This window comes from Frankia sp. CgMI4 (assembly GCF_001756285.1).
GTDB classification, from domain to species: domain Bacteria; phylum Actinomycetota; class Actinomycetes; order Frankiales; family Frankiaceae; genus Frankia; species Frankia casuarinae.
Window position 1 is genome coordinate 16,787 of sequence record NZ_MAQZ01000071.1, and the last position, 20,637, is coordinate 37,423.

Annotated in this window: 19 protein-coding genes and 1 pseudogene; 3 read left to right on the forward strand and 17 right to left on the reverse strand. The window is 69.0% G+C overall.

Annotation, left to right across the window (positions count from 1 at the left end; translation table 11 throughout):
• Window positions 1-172: 172 nt before the first annotated feature.
• The 14 genes from Manayef4_RS12200 to Manayef4_RS12265 form a co-directional block, all read right to left on the reverse strand.
• The gene (locus tag Manayef4_RS12200; RefSeq protein ID WP_023841412.1) at window positions 173-610 is read right to left on the reverse strand and encodes an NUDIX domain-containing protein; all 438 of its coding nucleotides are present in this window, start codon (window positions 608-610) and stop codon (window positions 173-175) included.
• A gap of 27 nt (window positions 611-637) precedes the next feature.
• Window positions 638-1,252, reverse strand: coding sequence for an AAA family ATPase (locus Manayef4_RS12205; RefSeq protein WP_070131676.1), 615 nt, complete (start codon window positions 1,250-1,252; stop codon window positions 638-640).
• A 99-nt stretch (window positions 1,253-1,351) separates the two neighbouring features.
• Window positions 1,352-2,053: a hypothetical protein gene (locus Manayef4_RS12210; protein WP_023841410.1), complete on the reverse strand. Its 702-nt coding sequence runs from the start codon at window positions 2,051-2,053 to the stop codon at window positions 1,352-1,354.
• Window positions 2,046-3,086, reverse strand: a complete 1,041-nt coding sequence (locus tag Manayef4_RS12215; protein WP_023841409.1) for a radical SAM protein — start codon at window positions 3,084-3,086, stop codon at window positions 2,046-2,048. The genes Manayef4_RS12210 and Manayef4_RS12215 overlap by 8 nt, the downstream gene beginning before the upstream one ends.
• Before the next feature lie 635 nt (window positions 3,087-3,721).
• The gene (locus tag Manayef4_RS12220) at window positions 3,722-4,177 is read right to left on the reverse strand and encodes a GNAT family N-acetyltransferase (RefSeq protein WP_070131677.1); all 456 of its coding nucleotides are present in this window, start codon (window positions 4,175-4,177) and stop codon (window positions 3,722-3,724) included.
• 99 nt (window positions 4,178-4,276) lie between these two features.
• A complete protein-coding gene (locus tag Manayef4_RS12225) occupies window positions 4,277-4,576 on the reverse strand; it encodes a 4a-hydroxytetrahydrobiopterin dehydratase (protein WP_023841407.1) in 300 nt (99 codons plus the stop codon).
• Window positions 4,569-6,128: a hypothetical protein gene (locus Manayef4_RS12230; RefSeq protein WP_070131678.1), complete on the reverse strand. Its 1,560-nt coding sequence runs from the start codon at window positions 6,126-6,128 to the stop codon at window positions 4,569-4,571. The genes Manayef4_RS12225 and Manayef4_RS12230 overlap by 8 nt, the downstream gene beginning before the upstream one ends.
• Window positions 6,129-6,131: 3 nt before the next feature.
• On the reverse strand, window positions 6,132-7,472 hold the full coding sequence (gene fxlM, locus Manayef4_RS12235; RefSeq protein WP_083282417.1) for a methyltransferase, FxLD system: 1,341 nt from the start codon (window positions 7,470-7,472) through the stop codon (window positions 6,132-6,134).
• A 311-nt stretch (window positions 7,473-7,783) separates the two neighbouring features.
• Window positions 7,784-8,569, reverse strand: coding sequence for an SAM-dependent methyltransferase (locus tag Manayef4_RS12240; protein ID WP_023841404.1), 786 nt, complete (start codon window positions 8,567-8,569; stop codon window positions 7,784-7,786).
• A gap of 82 nt (window positions 8,570-8,651) precedes the next feature.
• Complete coding sequence (locus tag Manayef4_RS12245) at window positions 8,652-9,518, reverse strand: methyltransferase domain-containing protein (protein WP_083282428.1); 867 nt, start codon at window positions 9,516-9,518, stop codon at window positions 8,652-8,654.
• A gap of 60 nt (window positions 9,519-9,578) precedes the next feature.
• Entirely contained in the window at window positions 9,579-9,869 is a 291-nt protein-coding gene (locus Manayef4_RS12250) for a hypothetical protein (RefSeq protein ID WP_175443372.1), read from the reverse strand.
• A 245-nt stretch (window positions 9,870-10,114) separates the two neighbouring features.
• The gene (locus Manayef4_RS12255) at window positions 10,115-10,588 is read right to left on the reverse strand and encodes a hypothetical protein (protein ID WP_254665616.1); all 474 of its coding nucleotides are present in this window, start codon (window positions 10,586-10,588) and stop codon (window positions 10,115-10,117) included.
• Window positions 10,589-10,715: 127 nt separating this feature from the next.
• The gene (locus Manayef4_RS12260) at window positions 10,716-11,072 is read right to left on the reverse strand and encodes a hypothetical protein (RefSeq protein ID WP_023841400.1); all 357 of its coding nucleotides are present in this window, start codon (window positions 11,070-11,072) and stop codon (window positions 10,716-10,718) included.
• The gene (locus Manayef4_RS12265; RefSeq protein ID WP_070131680.1) at window positions 11,069-11,764 is read right to left on the reverse strand and encodes an ATP-binding protein; all 696 of its coding nucleotides are present in this window, start codon (window positions 11,762-11,764) and stop codon (window positions 11,069-11,071) included. The genes Manayef4_RS12260 and Manayef4_RS12265 overlap by 4 nt, the downstream gene beginning before the upstream one ends.
• An 84-nt stretch (window positions 11,765-11,848) precedes the next feature.
• Here Manayef4_RS12265 and Manayef4_RS12270 point away from each other — a divergent pair, with 84 nt between their 5' ends.
• Complete coding sequence (locus Manayef4_RS12270; protein ID WP_023841398.1) at window positions 11,849-12,181, forward strand: hypothetical protein; 333 nt, start codon at window positions 11,849-11,851, stop codon at window positions 12,179-12,181.
• 27 nt (window positions 12,182-12,208) lie between these two features.
• Here Manayef4_RS12270 and Manayef4_RS24200 read toward each other — a convergent pair whose 3' ends face one another.
• On the reverse strand, window positions 12,209-13,441 hold the full coding sequence (locus Manayef4_RS24200; RefSeq protein ID WP_070131681.1) for a hypothetical protein: 1,233 nt from the start codon (window positions 13,439-13,441) through the stop codon (window positions 12,209-12,211).
• Window positions 13,442-13,933: 492 nt separating this feature from the next.
• Here Manayef4_RS24200 and Manayef4_RS25985 point away from each other — a divergent pair, with 492 nt between their 5' ends.
• The gene (locus Manayef4_RS25985; protein WP_070131682.1) at window positions 13,934-15,511 is read left to right on the forward strand and encodes a helix-turn-helix transcriptional regulator; all 1,578 of its coding nucleotides are present in this window, start codon (window positions 13,934-13,936) and stop codon (window positions 15,509-15,511) included.
• Window positions 15,512-15,661: 150 nt separating this feature from the next.
• Here Manayef4_RS25985 and Manayef4_RS12285 read toward each other — a convergent pair.
• Window positions 15,662-16,057 (reverse strand): annotated as a pseudogene (locus Manayef4_RS12285) (kinase); the annotation flags it as partial.
• 266 nt (window positions 16,058-16,323) lie between these two features.
• On the opposite strand from Manayef4_RS12285, the gene Manayef4_RS12290 reads away from it, so the two are divergent.
• On the forward strand, window positions 16,324-17,406 hold the full coding sequence (locus Manayef4_RS12290; protein ID WP_083282429.1) for an ISAs1 family transposase: 1,083 nt from the start codon (window positions 16,324-16,326) through the stop codon (window positions 17,404-17,406).
• A 336-nt stretch (window positions 17,407-17,742) separates the two neighbouring features.
• Here Manayef4_RS12290 and Manayef4_RS12295 read toward each other — a convergent pair whose 3' ends face one another.
• A complete protein-coding gene (locus tag Manayef4_RS12295) occupies window positions 17,743-20,490 on the reverse strand; it encodes a hypothetical protein (RefSeq protein WP_139140071.1) in 2,748 nt (915 codons plus the stop codon).
• Between the last annotated feature and the right edge of the window lie 147 nt (window positions 20,491-20,637).

Consider the following 20,637-nt stretch of genomic DNA (forward strand, 5'->3'; position numbering starts at 1 on the left):
AATCCTTTCGGCAAACTGTGCTACGGATCCCCGGGGTGATCAATTGGACCGCTGGGTGCGAGTGGATTAGCGGTGATGAGCCGAAGATCGACTGAAATCCGGCAACCTTCGATGCGGAATATCGGAGTGGAGACTCTCTCCGGCGACTCGTCGGAGCCGATATCGGTGTTCGCTAAATATTCCAGCCGGAGACGGTGAAGTTTTTCTTCTGCTTGCAGAGTTCAATTCCAACGCGAGTGTACGGGTAGGTATTTTCGGGGAGGCTGTCGAGTGGGAACCAGGCGATCCGGGCGCACTTGTGGGGTTCGGAATTGACCGGCTCTCCGCTCCATGACCTTGCGTGAAAGAAGAGTCCAAGGCGTGCTTCRCCGTGCTCGTTTCGAAAATGCACGGTCGAGGCGAGAGACAGGTCGTCCCGGGTCAGTAGAATGCCAACCTCTTCGCGGGATTCACGACATACTGCGGCGACCGCATCCTCATCGGCATCGAGTTTTCCACTGGGAAGATTCCACCACCCGTCGGCAAACCCGGTACCGGACCGCAGGGCGAGTAGAACGGTGTCGCCGCGGAGGAACAGGAGCATGACGTCGATGACGCTGCGGTACGTCATGGTGGGTCTCCCTGYGGTGCGAGGTGGTCAGCGGGTGGTCGGGTCGAGGCCGAGCGCGATGAGCTGCCCGGCGATCCAGTCGACTCTCGCGCTGGTGGACATGTTTGGTGGGATATCGTAAATGTGCTGCCCGACGCTGGCGCAAATGCTGCGTACGACTCGGTCGGCTGCTGGCTGAATGTCGAGGACTTTCGACCGGTAGGGATCTCCGATCTGGTGCTGGTCGAACTTGTCGCAGCAGTAGAACACCGCGTCGTAGACGTGCGACCAGGCCCGGCAGAAGGATTCCATGGCGCGTAGGATGGGCGCATGTGGTCCGTCTGGGCCGCCAGGCAGGACCAGCCAGGCGTAGGCGAGGACATTCGCGATGGTTTTGTCGGCGATGATCATCGTGTGTTGGCGGGCGGTGCGCAGCTGGCTGGTCAGCTGGGCGGCGAACAGGTCGACCTCGGTCTCCAGGTCGAACTCGCCGCGTCCGTGTACGACGATCTCCTCGATGAAGGGGCTGTTGCGCGCGGGTTCGGGGACGCAGGCGACGTGTACGCCGCGTTCCYGGTAGTAGGCGGCGAGCGCGTGGGTGAGCGTGGTCTTGCCGGAGGCATGGGTGCCTTCAACCGCGACAACCAGGCAGTTACGCAGCATCGGCAAGCTCCTTTCAGGACCAGAGGCCGGTCGTCGCGTTCGGCGGGACGGTGCGCGGAAACGCGCGCAAGGCCGGATCGGCCCACGTGCCTGACGACGTCATGGGACGGGCGTGGAGCACAGTTCGGTGAATTGGTCCCAAGCGGTGGCCTCGATGACTGTGTCGAGGTGGAGCGCGTTCCATTGGTAGTGGCTGGTGCTCCCCGCGGCGATCAGCGCGATGGCCAGCGCACGCGTGACGAGATGCCGCAGGATCTGCGAGCCCGACCACGATGAGCCGGCCGCGACCCAGGAAGCATCGAGGGAAAGACCATGAAGACGGTGGGCGGCGCACACGTCGGCCAGCGTGGCCGGGGCCGGTTCGCTGGCAGTTTCATACAGGCGCGCCAGACCTGGCTTCGGGGGCTGGCCGTTCCACGCGCCTGCTACCGCAGTGATTCCCCGTGTGACCTGTCCGGAGCTGGTGGCGGTCAGGGCCGCGAGTTCGCCGGCGAGCCGGTGGCCGGCGAGGATCGCCGCCTGTCGTCGGGCTTGGACAAACAGAGCGTCGACCGAGGCCACGACGGCGGCAGCCTCCGCCCGCCCTTCGGCTGCGACCGCATGGAAGCCGAACCGAACCGTCGTGTCAGCCACTTTCAGTGGGCGCGTCTGTGGCAGCGGCAGGTACACGGCGGCGGCGGCCGGTGAGTCGTCTGCCGCGTTGATGGTGAAGGCGGCAAGCAGGGAGGCCCGGTTGGCGAACGGGCGCCGTGCGCCGCCGAACGGGGTGTCGATCCAGTTCAGGTTGGTCGCGTCACGCATGTGTGATCCGCAGCGGATGGCGTGCGGCCGGCGGTCGCTCGGTGCGACTGGCGGAGTGGATCGTGTGCCCGAGGTACTTGGCGTAGTGGTTGCGCTTGAACCGGTAGCGTGCCCAGATCGCGGAGATCGGCTCGTCGAGCAGGTTGCCCAACGGTTCGAGTAGATCGGGGGCGTCGTAGACCGGCCAGGCACTCGCCAGCCCACGTGGGCTGATCACGATCATGTGACCTTCGGTGTCTGGGGTCCAGGTTGTCAGCCGCAACGCTGGCCGCCAGTCGTTCACGGTGCGTAGCTCGGCCAGCCGCTCAAACGCCGCCGTGGCCTCCTGGACCGTGAGGAACTCGTGGTCGGCGAGATCGAGGGCGTTGCCCTTGCGCAAGGGGAGGATCAGCTTGAGCTTCCCGGCGTCGAGTACGTCGGCGATCTGGAGGGTGAATGGCAGCGCCGTCAGCGTTGAGCGATAGACGACCGCCGACAGCGACAGCGGCAGGCCCGCGTCCTGGAACGCCCGCACCCCCGCCATGATCCTGTCGTAGTCGCCGCGGACCCGGTTCGTCGTCGACCGCGGCCCCTCCAGCCCAACGGTGACGAACGTGACCTTGCCGGCCAGGTGACGTGCCTGCTGAAGGCCCCGCGTGGCATTGGTCGGYAACCCGATCACGGTGCCAGCGAACATGTCGACGATGTCGACGATGTCGCGGCGCAGCAGCGGCTCGCCGCCGGACAGGAACACCCGGGGCACCCCCACCAGATTGTCCCGCACCCGCCCCAGCGTGGCCAGGGTGGGATCCGGTTCCTGCAGCGTCTCGGAACAGAACGAGCAGTCGAAATTGCACCGCTTTGTCACCTGCAGGATCACCGACAGCGGGCCGGATGCGCCTGCGGCGATCGTCTCCAGGTCGCCGAACGCCGCGAGGTTGAAATGGTGACCTTTAGTGAAGACGACAGGTTCGTCGGTGTGGATAGGGTTCTCGGCTTCGTTGGACTGGCTCGCGGGGCCRTGGGCAGGCGCGGGCGGGGAATGCGTGATCACCGTGTCCTTCTCGATGTAGGCGCGTACGACGACCGGGCCAGATACTCGCAGCCTTCATGGCGGCGGGCTGCCGAACCGATGCTGAACGCGCTCAGCGTCCCAAGCGACCCACGTGTTGGTCATTCCCCACGGAACGAACATCTGATTCGGGTCCGTAGGTGGTCRCTGACCTGCCCGAAAGCGCGCTGGCATGCCCTCATGTTCGTCTCGGCTGCGGGGAATCGTTCGGGTGCTCATTGAGCCCAGGCTCACCCGAAGCCCCCGTTTCGCCTGCGAGTGGACGGCTACGGTGGTGCTGGTTCAGTCGGTGRCCGAGATCCCCAAGGCCGATCGAGTCGAAGTTGAGGAAGGGGACACCGGGCCATGGGCGAGATCAGTCAGCGGGCTGAGTAGGAGGAGCTGCGCCCGAATGCGCGCGGTGGGTATGGCGCACGATGAGATCGCTGTCGAGTTCGCGCGCCGCTACCCTGCTGCGACCTCGTGCCGCGAAAATGATCAAGAGGTAGATGTATGGCAGGGCGAATTTCAACCTGCTCCGCAAACGAGTTCTCCTCGCGACCTGAAAGCGTGAGGGTCCACTTCGACCACAAGATCAGGGGTAGATCCTGTTTTCAGTGTCCGTTGACAGGGGTGCCTCACGCGTTGCCTGGGGTCCATTGCATCGACATGCGCGGATCCTCAATCCGCACGACTTCGAACCCGAGGCGGGTATAGAGGGCCCGTGCTGGATTGTTGACGAAGACGCTGAGCCGGACCGGAACGCCACGCMGCTGAGCCGYCCGAAGGATGCCCTGTAGCAGATGGGTGCCAATGCCACGGCCTTGCGCCTCGGGGAGCAGCGCGATCTCCTCGATGAAGTCGTACTCACTCTGGTGGATGACACACGTGTAGCCGATGGGTCGCCCGCTCTCCTCGACCACGGCACATGGCAGATTGGCGAACTCCTTGTCGGCGGTTATGCGCTGTTCCGCATCATCCCACCCCGACGTCTGTTCGACGTATGCCCGCAGGGCGGCTCGCCTCACCTCGAAGAAGAACTCTCGATCGCTGCTCAGAGCGAGCCGAACCCGAAGGTCATGGGAACAGGTCATTGCGTGAGGCTACGACTTCGATCAAAGGGAAACCTTCACGGCTGCGGCACGAGCCCGACTGGTGGCGAAGGGAGCCGGGAACGCGCCGCTGACCTGGTCTTACCCCGCACCGTGCGCTGAGGCGATTGCCTGGATGCGCCGGGCGAGCTCGATGTCGTGCTCGGCGACGTAGCCGCCGATGTCGCTGGAGCTGATGGACACGTGCACGGTCTTGTAGCCGAGCGTCGCGTCGGAGTGGTGACCGAACTCGTGCTGAATGGCGGCGATGTGCATCACGAACGCCGCTCCCTGGAGGTGGGGCAACGAGTACAGCCGTTCGATGCGTCGGCCATCGGTGGTCCAGCCGTCCAGGGTCGTGAGGTGGTGCTCGATCTGTTCCCGTGACAGAGCCTCAGCCATGTTCTCTCCCGGTCTCGTCAGTGGTGACGGGCGCGAGCGCCTCCGCCAGATCCTGGCCTACGGAGTGTGTGTGCCATGGGGTCATCGCTGCGGYGACCGCGGCGAGTTCTCGACGGGCTCGCGCGGAGCCGGTCTCCACCGCGAGCGCGGTCGCGTAGCGTGCGAGGCCCACCGCTCGTTCCGGCTCGCCTTGCTGCGCGGCGGCGACGGCATGGCGTGCGGACCAGACCCCGACATCGCGGCGGGCAGAGGGAGGCGCGGCGGGGATGATCTGCTGCCAGAGACGGTCGGCGTCGTCAGCCAGGCCGAGCCGTCCGTAGCAGGTGGCGCGCTGCACCTCGACGTAGCTGTCGGTGYGGCGGCAGGCTGTGCCCCACTCCTCGACGTCGACCTGGTCTACGAGCCTGCCGGCCTGATCGAGCAGGAGATCGACCTGCCGGCGGTCGCCGCGCAGCGAAGCACCGTGCGCCTGCTGCTGCAGGGCGAAGATCTGAACCTCGGGCGTGAGATGCCGGGCGTCGACCAGCGCGGCCTGGCACAGGTCGATCACGGCCATCGCGTTGCCCAGGTCGGTGAAGGCCATCGCCCGGTCGACCAGAGCGCAGGCGACGGCGTCGCGTTCCCCGCAGCGGTGGGCCAGTTCGAGGGCGGCGTCGTGGCAGCGCATCGCGGCGACCGGATCGCCGGCGTCCAGCCACAGCCACGCGGCGAACGCGGCGAACGACGAGCCGACCTTCGCCATGCGCTGGCGGGTCGGCCCATCCGCTGTGTCCACCAGCTGCTCGATGACCTCGAACTGGGAGACGACCGTGCCGATCAGCGCGCCGGAGCCGAGCAGCATGTCCGCGCGGTAATGGCCCTGCAGTTGGTCGTCGAAGTAGGAGACGAGCGCCGGGTCGACGCGGCGGGCACGACGTGGCCCTGCCAGACCCGCCACAAGCGCGGAGCCGGCGAGGAGGGTGAACCCGCGGCGGCCGAGAACGTCCACTCCCTCGATGCTCCCAGCCGACGCATCGAGACGCAGCCGCTTGGGCACACCGCCGAATCCCGCGTCTGCGCCAGGATCAGCCGGCGGCCGGGAATAGGGAACCGTGGGCGGTGACAGCGCCGCGGGGAATCCTRCCAGCGGTGTCGATGGAGCGTCTCCGCGTGTGGCATTGATCAGGAGTGTGTCGGCGGGGTTGAGGTTTTCGCGGTCGTCGAGGTCGATGAGGTTGTGGATGCTGGTGCCGTAGACCTCGGCGAGTAGCGCGAGGAGCTGGGGGGTGGGGCGGCGGCGGTTGTTCGGTAGTGGCCAGTTCTCCAGTTCCGAGAGTCGGGGGGTGGTCATGGGGGCGGTGCCGTGGGGGTCGAGGCCGGTGCGGGCGGCGTGGGCGTTGATGTGGTTTGCGGCCTGTGCCTGGGTCCAGCCGTGTGCGATGCGGTGCGCGGCGCGGGGGCGCAGCTTGTAGCGGCGGGCGAACTCGACCGCGATCTCGTCGTGGGACATGCCGGCCGCGCGCATCCGTGTACGCAGCTCATCCTGCTCCGCCCGCAGACTGGGCCTCGTCATGTCTCACCCTTCCTGGGCCTGTGCGCCACCCAGGTCGTCCTCGGTCGCTCGGCGCGGCTGGGAAGCGGCATCGGAGTGCTCGCCGGACAGCCGGTCCTGCGTGGAGGACGGCCAGGTAACCGCGATACGGCTGTGGCGGCGGGTCAGGATGAGGGCGCCCGGAGGAAGGGACTCGTCCGGGGCGTCTGYGGGGTGAACGCTGATGCGGGCGTTCAGACTGGTGCCGTCCCAGGATCCGATGAGGTCGGCCAGCTTCGCGGCGGTCGTGTCGGCGTGGGGGCCGTGCCCGTAGGCGCCGAACTCGAAATGCTCGCGTGTCTCGTCCGTGGGTCGGAAGGTCAGGTACGCGAAGCTGTCACCGTCGAGAAGGGTCGGGACTCCCAGCCCCCAGGAATGGGTGACGAGGCCGGAATCCACGGCGGCTTTCGTCACGGCGAGCAGCCCGAAGTCGGGCAGCTTCATGGYCATCCACAGGAACAGTCCGTCGAACCTGCCGCCTTTCTCGACGCTCCCTGCCCACGCCTCCTTGCGGGGCATCGTCAGCGCGGCGCCCAAGGCGTCACCGTCGGCCTGCTGGCCGTCGTCCAGGCGCAGGCGCACCTCGTCGCCGTGGAGCGGGACGAGGCGTTCACGTTGTTCTCCGGCGCCCTGCATCGGCACGAAGCCGCACAGCTCGTAGCCGCGGTCCACCAGACGGTTGTTCTCCCGCTCGAACGCCACCGACCGGGTCAGGCCACGCATCCGCAGCGGGACAACGAGCCGGCCGCCCTCGGCGAGCTGGTCACTCCAGGCTGGGGGCAGGTCCATCGCGCCGACGGTGACGATGATCCGGTCGAAGGGAGCGTGCTCGGGGGCGCCGAACTCGCCGTCGGTGCGCAGCAAGATGATGCTGTCGTAGCCCGCCGCCGGTAGGAACCGAGCTGCCCGGTCGATGATGTCCTGATCGATGTCGATCGAGACGACCTGGCCGGTCTCGCCCACGAGTTCGGCGAGCATCGCGGCGTTGAGCCCGCCGGTGCCGATCTCCAGAACGCGCATCCCGGGGCGGATCTGGGCCTGCTCCAGCATCATGGCCTGAACCCGCGCGGCGGACACCGAACTGATGYTGACCCCCAGCTCGTCGTTCTTCGTCACGTAGTGGCGCTCGGCGGCGTACGCCTCGGTCAACGGCAGCTCGGGGACGAACAGATGCCGGGGCACTGCCCGCACCGCCTTCTCCACCTCCGGCGTCACGATTGCCTTCAGTTCCCGCAGTTCCTGGATGAGCTCCTCGCGCAGGCGAGCGACATCGTCGGGCTGGGGGGCCACCTGTTCCTGGGTGGGCTCACTCGTGGAGGTGGACACCAGGCTTCTCCTCGCTCGGATGACGACCTTGTGTGATGGCCTGTCGACTCTACGGCGTCAACGATCTTTCGGGTGCGGGTGGATTGGTGCGACGCGGCTCTACGATGCCTGGCGCCGCGAGGCGGGTCATTCCCCTCGCCACGAACGTTTCCTTCGGTACCTGCAAGGCGGCTGACCTGCGAGAACTGTTGCTGCTGGCCGCGTTTGTTCGCCACGGGCATGTCAGTTCGTTCGGCCGGATCAAGCTTTTTCGATCTTGAACGGCGTCTCCGTCCTGGCGGAGAGGGGTCTGCGGGCTGGTTCGCTAGCGATCAGTCCTTGTGTCCGACTCCGCACATCCCGAACGGTGCGAGTGGGTCCTCCGGTTCAGGAGCGTTTCGCCAGTGTGCTGGGGGCACGATGCCGGGTTCGACGACGTTGAGGCCGTCGAAGAATCCGGTGATCTCCTGTGGTGTTCGGTACTGGTATCCGTGGTGTTCGGACAGCTCTTCGAGCTCTGTGATCTGTTCGTTGTCCGGGTCGACCGTGCCGTCGTCCAGGACGAGGTAGCTGCCCGGTGCCAGGCCATCCAGGAGTGTCTGGGTGATGGCGTACGCCTCGTCGAGGTCGACCAGCCCCATGACCGCCGTCAGGATCAGGCCCACGGGTTCGGCGAGATCGAGGGTCTCGGCCGCGCGTCCGAGGATCACCTTCGGCTCGTGGATGTCGGCATCGACGGTGACGGTCACCCCCTCGGGCGCTCCGATGAGCAGCGCGCGAGCGTGAGCCAGGACAAGAGGATCGTTGTCGACGTAGACAATGCGTGACTGCGGTGCCACCTGTTGGGCGATCTGGTGGGTGGCGTGTTCGACGGGCAGGCCGGGCCCGATGTCGAGGAACTGCCGCACGCCCGCGTCGACGGCCAGGTAGGTGACCGCACGGACCAGGAACTGCCTGGACGCATGGGTCGCCTCCGCAATGTTCGGGACGATCGAGACAAGGGCGGCGGCGTGCTCCCGGTCGACCGGGAAGTGGTCCTTRCCCCCGAGGAAGTAGTTCCGCACCCTGGCCGGGTGGGGGCGGGTGGTGGCGAAGGTGGGCGGCGGGTATGCGGCCATCGGTGGACTCCCGAACAGATGTCAGGTTCGTRGGTGGCGGTCCGCGGCGCCGCGCCCTGCGCGACGCGGCGGTGTCCAGCGGTCAGGTCCCGGTGTCTGGCTTGACGGCGGTCAGGTAGACGATCGGGGTGGTCAGCACGAGGGGGCGGCGGCGCGCGGTTACGCGCCACGCATCGGCGTAGCGGCGGGCGAAGGCGGCGCCCAAGGCGCGGTTGATTGCCTGGTAGACGGACTCGCCGGCCGGGCCCGGGGCGTGCAGTGCAGCCTCGGCGGCGGCCACATTCGTGATCCTGGCGGTGACGGTGTCGGTGATGTGCTCGATGTGGACGAGGCCGGCGAGGCGGGCGTTACCGACCGCGGCGGGCACGGTGAAGGCGTGAGCTGCGGGCTGGACGTCTGTTAGGACCTTCACGACCTGGGCGAGGTCGTGCCAGCTCAGTCCGTCGAGGTCGGTCGGGMTTCGCTGGCCGAGCAGCGGTTCGCAGATCGACAGCCGTCCRCCCGGTCGCAGGACGTGGGCGATGTCGATCAGCATGCGGCGGGGATGGCCGAGCGGCGCCAGGACGGTGCGGCCGATCACGGCGTCGGCGCTGGCGTCGAGGAGAGGTAGATCGGTGAGGTCCCACACGGATCCCCACCGATAGCGGGTTTCCGGGGTTGGCCGGATCAGGGCCAGGGCTGAGGCGGTCGGGGCGACGGCGGTGACGCTGCCCCCGGGGCAGACCGCGGTCAGCGCGCCCGTCATCAGCCCTGGGGTCGGGCTGAGCGCGACCAGGTCCTGTCCGGGCCGGGCGCGTGCGCCGGCGAGGACGACGGTCTCGCCGGCGGAGGGTCGGCGGTGACGGGGGTCGGGCTGATCGAAGCGGCGGACGACGAGCAGGTCCGACTCGGTCCACTCGCTGATACGGAGGGCGCCCCAGCTCGTGTCGGACAGGTGCTGCGAAGCCACGGCCACTCCTGGAATTGAGACGGTACCCACCTCCCGCGGGCAGGCAGACAAACAGAATGATCAGCTGGATTGATCGCCGTGTCGTCCCCCGCGGAGGGAACGTTCTGTTCGCCTGGTGGCCACTGGCCTGAGCTGCGTGAACGCCGTGATGCGGCGCCCGTTGTTCGTCGCCGAGGGCGGCAGACCGTCGACCCCGGCCCCCGCGATCATGGCGGCGATGTCGACTTGCTGGCATGCCTCGTCCAGGTCCAGTCTCTGTTCAGCTGCGTGGTCATAGGCGTCCAGCGCCGCGCAGAGGTCAATCCAGGCCGCGCCCGCGGGGTCAATGGGCGGGATGAAGGCGGCGAGCACGTCTRCCAGCTCGGTGGGCGGGAGGAGATCGCGCATCCGCGCGAGCAGGACGACCGGTCGGAGYGTGGGTGGGACCGTGCGCGGGGGCGTCATGGGCGTCGGCTTCGGTGTCGAGGGGTGAAGGCGGGCGGGCTCGGCTGCCGGGTCGTGTGACGCTTYCCCTCCAGAGACGGGGTGGTGCGTCCCAGGGGTAGGTCTGCGGGCAGTGAGGTTGGAGCCCAGTAGAAAAGAATGATCACGGGATGTCAGGGCAGGACGGGCCAGTCTGGGCTGGCCCAGCCGATCTCGGTGTAGGGCGTGATGGTGAGGAGCACCGGAAGGGCTTGGGCGTCCCAGGGGGCCATCCGCTCAGGGGGTCTGCCGGGAGAGGCCCACTGACGCCAGGCGCTGTGGGCAGGTTCGCCGTTCCACACACCGACGCTGAAGACCAGACGAATCGTGTCTTGCGCGGTGGTTCTGTGCGCGCTGACGTGAGCAAGCAGGAGATCGCGTTCGGCGACCTCGATCCCCAGATCCCTCCCGGCRAAGGCGACGACATGGCGTTGGGGTGAGACGTCGAAGCGCAGCTCGGTCGCGGGCAGGCCCCACCGGCTGTTCGCCGCCTGCTGTAGCAGGATCCGTCCCGTCTGGTCGATCAGGAGCAGGTGCGCGGTGACCGCGATCGGCACGGAGCGTGGGGGGTGTGTGGGCTTGGTGGCGGTCGGCGCCGCGCCGGCCACGGGCCCGCTGCTGCGCGGTCCGGCCGCCCGGCTGGCCGCTAGTGGGTGGATGCGCGGACCGCTGGCGTCGGCAGGGTGCGTCGGTGGATCGGCGACCGTACCGGATCGGGGTGTGCCCCGAGGCGTGTCAGACGGGGCCATGGTCGTCCTGTGTGTGGCACGGCGAGGTGGTACGGACGCGGGTGACCGCGCGGGTGAGGGCCGAGATGAGGGCGTCGATCTCATCGAGGGTGAGGGCTTCGTTGTCCGCGTCGTCGGCACCTAATCCGATGGCGATCATCGGCTGGTGGGTGGTCGTGGCGGTGACGTACTGCTCGATCGCGACCTGGATCGCGGTGGTGTCCCGCAGGCCGGGGATCGGTGGCAGGTCGATGACCGTGAACGCGGAGATGTGGTAGTCGCCGGGGCCGGCGGGTTCGGCGACCAGGTGGCCGGCGGGCTGCGTGCACCACGGTGGGCAGGAACGGTCGGCGGATCGGGTCATGCTGTGYCGCCTGTTCCAGGCTGGTGGGGGTGGCTGCTGGTGTGGAGGTGGGTCCCGTCGTCCAGGTTGCGCAGGCCGTCGCGTACTCGTTGCAGCAGCGCCAGGTCGAACCCGATCGGGTCCTGTGTCGTCTCGGTGAGGCCGGGGGATGTGGCGCGCCGCGGTAGATCCCCAGCGGCGGTGTCCCGCGGCACCTGGGTGGATGGGGTTGTGTGCGGCAGGCTCGCCCAGGTCACCTTGCCTTTCGGCCGGTGGCCGGCGGCGGTGYGGACCCGGGCCTGGTAGTGGCCGCTGTGTCCGCTCAGGGCGGTGACCAGTTGCAGGCCGCGGCCGTCCTCGGCGTCGGGTCCGGCGGTCCGGCGGGTGGGGCGACCAGCGCCTGCGTCCCACACCTCGACGATCAGGTCCTGAGGGCTGTAGGTCAGGCGCATCGCGATGCGGGAGGTCAGGTCGTCGTCCCCGCTGTGGCGTGCGTGGTGGCTGGCGGCGAGCGGGTTGGTGACCAGCTCGGAGGTCACGAGGGCGGCCGTGTCGGTCAGGCTGTTGAGGCCCCAGTGGTGGAGTTGGGTTGTCACGTGGTGGCGGGCATCGGAGGCGGACCGCGGGGCGGCGGGGTAGTGCCAGATGCGGTGCGGCAGCGGCTGGTCGGGCGGTTCGGTGGGGGCGGATGGGGCGGCAGCGGTGGTGGTCACGGGGTTCTCCCGGCGGAGGGTTGCGGGCCTGGTCGCGCCCTCGCGCAGCGGGGGCGTAGACGGGGATCGGGCGGGGGTCGTCTCGTGGACGAGCGCGAGGTTGTGCTCGGCGAGTACCGCGGTGCCGCACGGCCAGGTGCCTCCGCAGCCCGCGCACACGCCATCGCGGTGAACGTGAACATCCAGGAGGTGGACGGCGGTGCGACGAAGCCGCTCGAACGCAGCACTCGCCTGGTCGGGCGCTTGTTCGCCTACGCGGCGGCCAGCCTGCCCTTCGCCGATGATCACCGGATCGGTGCCGGCATCGGCGACGATGCCCCGCAGGCCGAGGCGCCGCTGGGGCCAGGTTCGGGTAGTGACCGGTTGTCCGCCGACGGGCGGAGAGCCGTAGCCATGCAGAGACACCTCGGGTTCTGAACGGGAAGGCGAACAGGGTCGGCAAGATCAGCGGGGTGTGGCTGTTGCGGTGAGCTCTGCGCTGTCGGTGGCGGTGCCGGCGGATGTGGTGCCGGCGAGCGCGTTGAGGGTGGCGTTCAGCGCCGCATCGGTGCCGCGGCGGCGTAGCTCGCAGGTCAGCACGTCGAGAGCGGCCAGCGCTGGCAGGGGATCGGTCCGGAGCGCTGCGGTGACGGGTGCGAGCGGCAGGGCGGCGGGCAGCGTTTCAGCGGTGACGACCCGGTCGAAGACGGTGGCCGCCCAGACCGTGAGGACGGCGGACAGCCAGCCTTTCCACTGCTCCCGGCGGGCCGCCAGCTGGCCGGCGAGCCAGGCTTCGAGGCCTTCGACAAGGTCCGCCCGTACGCTCGGCGCGGCACCGACCGCCAGCAGATGCAGGYGGCCGAGCAGCGTCCCGGTGTCCGCCGGTTCCCCCTCGGGCCCGAGCGAGGGTGCTACCAGCATCGGCGCCGGCGAACCGTCGGGATACAGCATGTGGCCGGGGGAGAGGTTCCCGAAGGCGAGTCCGGCGCTGGGACAGGCCGTGGGATCCCACCGGGCGGCCAGCCGGCCCAGCCGCATCGACAGGCTTCCCGCGAGCGCCCGCAGCTCCCCGACCTCCCCCGCCGGCGCCCGGTCGGCGTGGAAGTGATCCGTCGTGTGCTCCAGCGCCGCGGTGACCACCCGAGGCAGGCTGCGGGCCTGGGCCGGTGCCGCGACCTGCCGCAGCTGTCGCGCCGGATCACGGTGCAGTTCGCTCAGGTCGTCCATCAACGTGGCCAGCAGCTCGGTCARCATCGCAGGCTGGGCCTGTACGCGGGCGGCTAGGCTCGGCCCCGCCGCCCAGGGGGTGAACAGCACCCCGCCGGTCAGGGCGGTCGGGGCGGCCACCCGAAGCCCGCTGTGCGCGGCCAGTGCGGTGAGCTGCTCTGYCTGTGCCTGTGCCTGTACCTGGTCCGCGCACCCGCGGTCGTCCGAGCGCACCGCGGCGAGGTCACCGTGGTCGCCGCGGACGACACGCGACAGCGCACCCCCAGGTCGCACCGCCGCGCACACCACGGACCCCCCGACCTGGACCCGGCTGGCGAACGTGGTGCCCGCCGTGAACAGCGGCCCGATGTCCACCCGAAACTGCGGCCACAGTTCCGCGGTCGCGGACACGATCCGCCGTCGCGTGTCCTCGACCAGCCACCGCACATCGGCATCCGGCCAGCAGGCCGGGCAACCGGACGGCCGGCTCACCGCGCCAGCTCCCCGCTCCCCGGCAGGACGCAGTCGTCGCCCCTCGCACCGCCCGGACCTGCAGGCCCACCCACGGCGAAGCCCGTCGAGCCCGTCATGGATGCGCCTGCGACCAGCCGGCTACTCCGATGCGGCCTCTGGCCGGTCGACACCGCCGGCTCCATCCGGCCGGTGCGGGTGGCGCCGGGTCCGGGGGGATGGTCGCGGAGTGTGGCGTCGGCGATCCACGTCATGGGAACGGCCCTCACTGACGGTAGGCAAAGTGGAACCGTTAMACCATCGCCCCAGCCGTGCCGCCGGTCATTCCCTCGAACGCGAAGAAGCTGTTCGTCTTTCTCGACCCCGTGTGAGCTGGGAAAACACCAACGGCGGCAGCAATCGTTTCGCGGCGATACCGCCCCTGCCTCCCCGGGGCGTGATCGATCGACTACCGTGGACAGGCCTCCGGAATCGCGAGATGACACTCTGTCACGGAAGGGACTCACGATCGTCGTGGCCACGCCCAGCCATCGCGTCGAGCAGGACGAATTGCGGGAGCGGATGCGCGCCGTCGGCATGTCCCACGACGAGATCGCGATCGAGTTCGCCCGCCGTTACCACTACCGTCCCCGCGCCGCGCACCGGATCGCGCACGGCTGGACTCAGCAACAGGCCGCGGGCCGTATCAACGCTCACGCCGCCCGCACCGGCCTTGACCCGCACGRCAAGGCCCCGATGACCGGCCCCCGTCTCAGCGAGCTGGAGAACTGGCCGCTGCCCCTGCGTCGCCGGCCGACCCCCCAGCTCCTTGCGCTGCTCGCCGAGGTCTACGGCACCAGCATCCACAACCTCATTGACCTTGATGATCGCGAGCAGATGCCCCACGACGATCTGCTCCTCATCGCGCAGATCCACAAGAGCATTCCACGGCCGGCGCAGGACGGCACCGCACACAACGCCACCGCGATCAGCAGCCGACCGCGGCCTGAGCCGGTCAGTGTCGAACACGTGCGTGTGCCCGCTCTTCCGGGCCGGGTGAGCTCTGTCGCGCCCGCTGGCAACGATCCCATAGAGGAGGACATCGACGCGGATACGGCTCTGCGCCGCGCGCACGAGTGGCTGGTGACCGAACCACCCCAGGTCGTGGAGACCCGCGTAGGAAGGCGGATCGGCGAGGCGTTTACCCGCACGGTGGAAGGCCGGGTCGTGCAGCTGCGCCGTCTGGATGACTTCGTCGGCGGCCGGGACCTGCACGAGTTGGTCTCCCGGGAAGTCGCCGCCACGACCGCCGTGCTCGGCGACGCGATCTACGATGAGCATCTCGGACGTCGGCTGCAGTCCGCGGTCGCGGAGCTCTGCCAGCTCGCCGGATGGGTCGCGATGGACGCCGGCCACACCCAGGCCGCGCGCCGTTTCTATCTCGACGGAGTGAAAGCCGCGCACGCTGCGGGTAACAGCCCGGTCGCGGCGAACCTGATCTCGACGTTGAGCTACCAGTTCGCGAATCAGCACGACCCGCGCACCGCGATCCTGTTGGCCCGCACCGCCCTGCGCGGAGCGGAGGACTCCGCCACACCGGCCACTCTGGCGCTGTTGTACGAACGGATCGCCTGGGCACATGCGAAGGCCGGCGACCGGTCGGCCACGGAGAAGGCGCTCGCCGCGGTGGAACGGCACTACGAGCAGCGCCACCCTGACGACGAACCGACCTGGGTGTACTGGCTCGACGACAACGAGATCMAGATGATGGCCGGCCGCTGCTACGTCGAACTCGGCCTCCCGAAACGCGCCGAACCACTGCTGGTCGACGCGGTCGCCCGCTGCGACGAAGACCACGCCCGCGAAGCCGCCCTCTACCGCTCCTGGCTCGCYGAGGCCTACCTGCAGACAGGCGATCTCCACCGGGCCGTCGAGGAAGCCTCACACGTCGTCCGCCTCGACGCCCGCGCAGGATCAGCACGCACTTCCGACCGGGTCCAACACCTGCGCGCTCGTCTCGCCGCGTTTCGAGCCGATCCGGCGGTCCGCGCCTTCGAGGACCTCTACGAAGCTGAAGTGGATCTTCCAGGCCTCCCACATCGGCCCCGCTGACTGGCTTGCCAGCGGTCAGCGGCACGGTGAAGAAGGCCACGATCCCCTAAGCACRCAGCGACTGGCGGAAGCATCATGGGCTGCGGCCAGCCGACACCTGGTCTGGAGCGGCAGGCCAYGAATCCCGCACACCCGCACCCGTCGCGCGATTCATGGGGCAGGACTGCCTGGTGCCGCCCGGATGGGCGACGCGGGTACAAGCCCGGCGGCGGCTCCGATGAACGCGACCGTCTGGTCGAGCGTCGAGTGTTCCGGGACGACCTGTTCGCCATCTACCCCGAGAAGATCACGGGGCAGGTACCAGCCGCGCATGTCCTCGCTGGTGAACTCGGCCGCCTGCGGCCGGGTGGCATGACGACGCAGCGTCTCCTCCAGCGACACGTCAAGGTAGAAGACGAAACTCCGGCCCTGATGCGCACCAAGCAGTCCTTCGATCATGCTGGYGTAGCGGGCCGCGGTGAGGATGCCCTCCAGCACAACGTGGAAACCATGATCAAGACAGAAACGCACGGTCTGATCGATCAGCGCCGGAGCGAACCCGCCGGGATCGCAGGGCCCCGGCAAGTTTGCTGACGCGTAGGCGGTGGGTCAGGCCTGGGGTTTGTGGTGGGGCTGTGTAGCGGGAGACCGGCCCGCGGTCGGGGGCTTCATGGGTGCGGGCACGACACCTGGAGATCATGGAGGTTCCTACGCCATCATGATCGACCTGAGGTGCCGTGCCCGCCGTACCAGTATCACCGCCTGTTCCTGTTCTCGATCAGCTGGCTGTYGCTGTCACTGACGRCTATCAGGGCCCGTCCTCGTTGTCGGGTCTGCTGGCGGTCTTCGGCCGGGTGCCGGATCCACGGAAATCCCGAGGGCGGCGGTACAGCCTGGCCGTGGTGCTGACCTTGGCGACCTGCGCGGTCGTCGCTGGCGCGCGGTCGTTCACCGCGATCGGCGAGTGGGCCGCTGATGCCGGTCAGGCGGTCGCCGGTCCGCTCGGGATCGTCCGGGTGCCTGAGGAGTCGACGTTCCGCCGGGTGTTCGCAGCCCTCGACGCTGATGCGCTGGACACGGCGCTGGGAGCCTGGGCCGCCGCGGTGACCAGCCCGCGGGAGGGGACGCGGCGGCGGGTCGCGGTCGACGGCAAGACCCTGCGTGGCTCCCGCACCGGCGAGGTCGCGGGTCGGCATCTGCTCGCCGCGCTCGACCATGACACCGGTGTGGTGCTCGGCCAGGTCGCGGTGGACGCGAAGTCGAACGAGATCCCCGCGCTACCCGTCCTACTCGCGGGCCTCGACCTGGCCGGTGTGATCGTTACGGCGGACGCGTTGCATACCCAGACCGAGACCGCTCGCTGGCTGGTCGGCCGCGGGGCGCACTACGTCCTGACGGTGAAGGCGAACCAGCCCAGCCTGTATGCCCAGCTCGCGGCTCTGCCCTGGGGCCAGGTGAGGACCAGCGCGCGGACCGTCGAGCGGGGCCACGGCCGCCGCGAACGGCGCACGGTGAAAGCCACCGAGGTTCGCGCCGGGCTGTTGTTCCCGCACGCCGTGCAGGCGGTGCGGATCACTCGTCGACGTCAGCCACTCACCGGCGGGCTGGTCGAGACCGAGGTCGCCTACCTGGTCACGAGCCTGCCAACCCATCAGGCGAGCCCGGCTGAGCTCGCCGCGTTCACCCGGGAGCACTGGYACGTGGAGAACCGGCTGCACTGGGTCCGCGACGTCACGTTCGGCGAGGACCTCGATCAGGTGCGGACCGGTAACGCGCCCCAGGTCATGGCCAGCATGCGCAACCTCGCGATCACGATCCTGCGCCTGGCCGGTACTACGAACATCGCCGCGGGAATCCGTTATCACGCCCGCCGTCCCGAACGCCCACTGGAGACGATCATGAAGATTGCTTGCTAAGCGACAACTTTGCCGGGGCCCTGGCCGGGATCGTCCCGTTCTCTGAGCACCACCCGGCGCAGGTAGTCCTGCTCGACCTTACCAACCGCCAAAAGTGTTGAGTCGCCTCCAGGCTGGGCATCCACGTCGTGAACATGTTCGCGACGTGGGCTGTCGCATGCGAAGCCTTACACGGTTTCCCGAGAGTCGGGTGTCGGTAGCGAGCGCCGCGCAGGCGGCCGACAACGGTCATCGGGTGGGAGAAATGAGCACGGGTTCCAGCATGATTCTGGAGAGATCGGCGTCGCTTGACCATGATCGGATGTGATCGAGGCGGTGCTCTCCTTCGCTCCGCAGTTACCGGAGCTGGGGGAAAGTCCCGGTGGCCAGCCCTAGATTCTTCAGGTCGTCGCTCAGCCAGCGGGCGGCGACGCTGGACGCGGGTCGGACTTCGGCCATGTCGTCCGCGGCGGTGTGGGCCCAGCCCAGGCTGGCGGTCGACTCGCGTCCGCGCTGCGCCAGCCAGGCCCGTACCTGTCCGAGCATCGCCGGGAACCGGTCTGCTGACGGTTCCGGCTCGGCGTAAGYGATGATCGCTCGGCCGGATGCGGACCGGATGGCCGGCTCGCGTTCGGCGGCGAACTGTGGGAGCAGCGCCACCGGCACTCGCGTCAGCGATAGGCCCGGCGGTTGGTCGCCGCTGGCGCTTGTGAATTCCATGACGACGCCGAACGGCGCGAGCGCCGCACCCGGCATTGACCAGCTGAGTCGAGCGAACGCGTGCGCCGCGGCCTCGTCGTAGGCGTCGCAGGCGCGGCCGTAGACCTCGACCTCGAACTCCATGAGTCGCTGTGGCGAGAACCGGTCCCAGACCCACCCGCCGGTCGGATGCTCGATGTCCGCGGTTGGCAGGTGGGACTCCACGTGTTCCGCGGCACTGTCGTCGATCCAGCGGACGAGGTCGTCGAGGTCACTGCCGCCGATCTTCCGGCCGTTGAGCACGATCCTCGCGTTGCGTGCCCCGCCGACCGCGTCGAGGATTTTTACGGCCTGCGCGCGTACCCGTTCGGCGGGCAGCGGCTGTTGGAATCGCGAGCCCCGGTTGAGCAGCCGCCGCGCGAGGTCGAAGCGGTGCTCGGCGACCCACACGCCGTCCGAGGCACCCAGCCGATGGTCCCAGGACAGCCTCTCGATCGTCGCCTTGGCGACCTGGTTGCGGACCATGGTCCACGGCCAGACGTCGCCTTCGGGCGCTCCGCCGCTGATCCACGCCGACCAGCCCACCGTCGATCCGCCAGCCAATGGATGCACTCCCTGCGGCAGCTCGGTTACGAGATCCGCCGCCGGCGCGGACCTGGCGAACCCGACGTCGATGCGGGGCCCAGACACGGCGACGCCCAGTTCGACCGGGCCTGCCACGACCGGCCACGGGACGGTGTCGGCAGCGAGGCCTCCTAGCGCGTCAGTCCAGGTGCGCAGCGCGCGGAGCAGGCGCGCGCCGCTTGTCGTCGGGTCGAGCGCTTTGTCGTCCGGCGCGCGCCAGTCCCGGTGACCGGCGAAGGCCGTCTTGAGGATCCAGGCGGCTGCGCCCGGGTTCGCCGCGACCCACGCGGTGAGCAGGTCGTCAACGGCGTCAGGCCCGTTCGCGCTGAGGGCGGCCACAGCCGCGGCCCAGCGCCATCGGTTGAAGCTCATCGCGTCAGCCATGACTTCGCTGGCGGGCACATCTCCTGACAAGAGCGCCTGGGCCGCGAACCAGTGCTGGAAGATCGGCAGCGAGAACCGGGCCGTGCCATCGACGGCGTCGGCGACGAGCCGGCTTGACCGAGCGATCTGGCGGTCGCCGAACGAAAGCCCGTCGGTGCCGGAGCGGGTGAGTGCCACGGCCATCGCTGTGAGGACCGATCGCGTCTCGGTCGAGGTGACCGCCGCGCGCTGCTTCCCGTGCTTGAGAGCGTCCTCGACGAGCCCCCGGATCAGGTCGGCCTCACCGCGCGGCGCCTCGTCCCGCGCTAGCATCGCGCCGGCGGCGAGCGCGAAGAACGGCCGCGCGACGGTCGTGCGCATGTTGGCCGTCCACTGCCACGTGTCGTGTGCTCGCCCCCCTGCCAGTTCAACCAGGCTCTGAGCCTCGTCATCGGCCAGAAGCGGCGCCGTCAGCTCCTCTGCATCCGTGGGCGCGAGGACGCCGGGCCGCGCTGTGAGCAGCATGCGGACGTTCGTGAACGTCCGAACGGTCGTCCGCGCCGCTTCCAGCAGCGCCTGCGCGGTGAATGGGTCCACCTCGTCGGCGCCGTCGACGACGGCGGCGGCGCCGCGGCCGTGCCGCCACGCGGCGCCCACCTGCCGTTCAACGGCAGCCTCCAGCGACTCGGCGACGAGGTCGCGGGCGTTGCACCAGACGGGGAACGGCGCCGACTCGTGCGCGGCGAGGTCTGTGATGCGGGCCCGGTGCCAGGCCTCGCCGATTTCAGACTTGCCGGAGCCGAAGTCGCCAAGCAGCACCCGGACCTCGCCCGCCGGAACCTGCACGATCTCGACGTGCGCGAAGTGCGGCGCCAGCGTGTCCTCGTCCAGTTCATAGGGCTGCAGGCGTACCGCGCGCCGCGCTCGCGAGCGGGCTTCCAGGGCGCAGGCCAGGTCGGGCGAGCTGAGCCCGGCGCCGGGGCCGACCAGTTGGAGGAGCAGGTCCCGCACTTGCAAGCTGCGCTGCTGCGCCCAGCTCTCGCATATCGCCGTCCGATTGGCGTCGCCAAGTCCGGCGGCGATCGCCGGGTACGTCAACTCAACCAAACGCAGTGCCCGTGATAGGTGCTCCGGCGACTGCACCCAGTCTGTCGACGCCGCGGCCAGCATCGCGTCGAGACGAGCGGCCAGGTGCGCCTGGATCTCCTCGACCGGCGCAGCGAGCTCCTCCGCCGTGAGGGTCTTGAGCCACTTCCGATAGGCGCGCCACGGACACGGCCACTTGACCCGCTTGCGTACGCGGCGACAGACCGCCCGCCGGAACGTCGCCTTCCGCGCGAGCGCCCGAGCCGCGGGCGAAGCCACGGACGCGAGCAGACGCACCCCGCCCGCGGCGGCCAAAGCCCCCAGCCCGGTCATTGCCCTCCCTGGGTGAGGCGGCGAGTTGATATCGGTGCCTGACACGCCAGCCGCCGAGACGTGCCTGTGCCGGCGAGGAGCCGACGAGCGTTGTCTACCAGAACCCCCGTCAGCGCCGGCGGTCGGCTCATCATCCGCTCATCGATC